This window comes from Spirulina sp. CCY15215 (assembly GCF_016888125.1).
Taxonomy (GTDB): domain Bacteria; phylum Cyanobacteriota; class Cyanobacteriia; order Cyanobacteriales; family Spirulinaceae; genus CCY15215.
In genome coordinates, this window is the sequence record NZ_JACSWA010000263.1 from 1 (window position 1) to 2,731 (window position 2,731).

Sequence of the window (2,731 nt, forward strand, 5' to 3'; positions counted from 1 at the left end):
AACCGACGAAGATAACGCGAGAAGATGGTTCTTATGTGGAGTTGAAATATGATGACTCTTTACGCTTGGAAAAAGAAACTTATTATGATGCCAATGGGGTGCAAGAAGAAGAAATTGCTTACAGTTACGATGCCGAGGGAAATCGTCAGACAGTATCGAGTGGAGAAGCACAAGGAAGTTACGATTACGAAAACATTCATCAGTTGACGCAAATCGATACAAGTGAGGGATTGGAGACCTATCATTACGATGATGGGGGACGATTGGAAACCATAACGAGAGAGGGGGAAACGTGGCATTTGCGCTACAATACAGACGATTTGATTATCGAAGTGAAGAAGGGAGAAAATATTGTAGTGCAGTATGCTTATGATAGTGCGGGTCGTCGGGTGGAAATGACGGATGGAACGGGAGAAAAGGATTATGTGGTAGCTCCGTTGATGGGAGAAGGTTTGGAGTCACCGCATTTGGTGATGGATGGTGCAAACGATCCTTTAGCAGCTTATGTGTATGCTGGAAATATGCCGTTGATGCGTTTGGATGAGCAAGGCAATCCGACTTATTATTTAGAGGATGGCATGGGTTCGATTGTGGGATTGGCAAACAATTCTGGGGTTGAGGTGGCAGAGTTTGAATATGATAGTTTTGGCAATTTGCGGAATAATCCGACAGGAATGCCGAATGAGTTAGGAGGAGATTTCCGCTTCCAAGGTCAGTGGTTGGAGTCGAATACAGCTTTCTATCATTTCCGAGCAAGGTATTATGACCCGGAAACGGGAAGGTTTGTCAGTCGCGATCCTGTTGATATTATTGAGACTGAACCTGAGAGTTCTAATCCTTATCAGTTTGTTTATAACAATCCTCATGTTTATAGCGATCCTACGGGTCAATTCACTCTAAATGAGATTCAAATACGTAATAAGATAGAGGGCATTCTTAATAGTATAAAACATGAAGCGACAACTCAACTAAAAGAAGAGCTTTATAATCAAGCTAAAGGTACTGTTAGCAATATATTAGAGGGTTTTCTTAAAAAATATGCTCCTCCTTATAGTTTTTTCGCAGATCACTATAAGATATTAAAAGACGATCAAGGTGGAGGAACTGTATTAGAAAAATTAGTAAAAGATACTGTTTGCGATCTTTTAGGAGACAGTTCCGCTAAAGATAATATTTATTTAGGACCTGATATTCTTCAAAGTGGAAAAGCTATTCGTAATGGAAGGAACTGTAACGGGGATTTTTTATCTCCAGGTATAACTAAACCCGACGGTACCCCTGACCCTGATTTTGTCATTTCTAACCCAACACCTATTGATGCTTATCAAGCAAGAGAACGCTCATGGTTAATAGGAGATTTCAAGCTAAGTGTAGCTAGTATATCAACGGCATTAAACAAACCAAATACAAATTCACACAGGCAATGGAGAGCAATTAAAAATTATGCACTCAAAAGTCAATATATTCCATTAGCCACCTATGTTACTTTTTATTCCCCTAAGAAAGATGTATACTTGAAAGAGCTAGAACGTCAAGCATTAACTGATTTCCAAGTTAAATTATTTATTGTCCCTTTAACTAGAATTAGAGGTTCTTAGTTCTTAAGATTTTTTTAAAAAGCCAAAGGTGATGTAAAGTAGATACCTTATATTTAGTGTTGAGAGTTTAGATTAACCGACCTATGAAATCTTTCTTTGACATTAAATCTCAGAAATTTGATGAATTTTATGAACAGAACCAAAAATCTCTTAACAAGATATCATGGAATGAAATAGATTCAAAAGCAGCAATGGAAACTTTTTCGGAATTATTTGATCTAGATTCAGAATTTAATCCCAATGAAATCAATGAAGATAATACAATATTATTAGAAGCTATTACGACAGGAAGGCTTGAATGGGTTGAGTTTTTGGTGAGAAAAGGTGCAGATGTTAATTTTGGTCATAAGGAAGGTGGATATCCATTAGAAATTGCTGCTGGAATGGCTTTAAAAGAAATTTATGATTATCTAGAACCTTTAACAGATATTGAAATAAAACATTTCATTTTTATATCATTTACAGTTAATCATGAACACAAACCATTACAAACATTAATTGATAGTTCAATTGATGTTGATTCTCCTCGAGAAAATGGAAATGGTCGAACACCTTTAATAATTGCCGTTCAACAAGGCGATGAAAAAATGGTAAAAATGCTTCTTCAAGCCGGGGCAAATCCAAATTTAAAAGATGACGTTTCTGGAACTACGCCTTTAATTTCTGCTGTTAAAGGTCAATATCTTTATCTAACTCGCTTATTATTGGACAATAGAGCTGATGTAAATATTTCTGATATAAATGGAGATACTGCTTTTGAAATAGCTTTGAACTTACGGAATGAAAAGCAGTTATCTTATAAGAAAAAATTAAGAAATGAAAAGATAATTGATTTACTTATAAAAAAGAAAATACCCAATCTTTAGGACTACCTCTTTTGGAACTTTGAAACTGGATGGCTTTGGATGACCAAGGGAATCCGACTTATTATTTAGAAGATGGCATGGGTTCGATTGTGGGTTTGGCAAACAATTCTGGGGTTGAGGTGGCAGAGTTTGAATATGATAGTTTTGGTAATTTGCGGAATAATCCAGCAGGAATGCCGAATGAGTTAGGAGGAGATTTCCGCTTTCAAGGTCAATGGTTGGAGTCGAATACGGACTTTTACCATTTCCGAGCAAGGTACTATGACC

Annotated in this window: 2 protein-coding genes and 1 pseudogene; all 3 read left to right on the forward strand. The window is 36.6% G+C overall.

Annotation, left to right across the window (positions count from 1 at the left end; translation table 11 throughout):
• A partial coding sequence (locus tag JUI58_RS02705; protein WP_204102206.1) for an RHS repeat-associated core domain-containing protein occupies positions 1-1,598 on the forward strand: 1,598 nt, incomplete at its 5' end.
• Between the two features lie 83 nt (positions 1,599-1,681).
• Positions 1,682-2,464: an ankyrin repeat domain-containing protein gene (locus JUI58_RS02710; RefSeq protein WP_204102207.1), complete on the forward strand. Its 783-nt coding sequence runs from the start codon at positions 1,682-1,684 to the stop codon at positions 2,462-2,464.
• 29 nt (positions 2,465-2,493) lie between these two features.
• A pseudogene (locus tag JUI58_RS02715) lies at positions 2,494-2,731 on the forward strand (hypothetical protein); the annotation flags it as partial.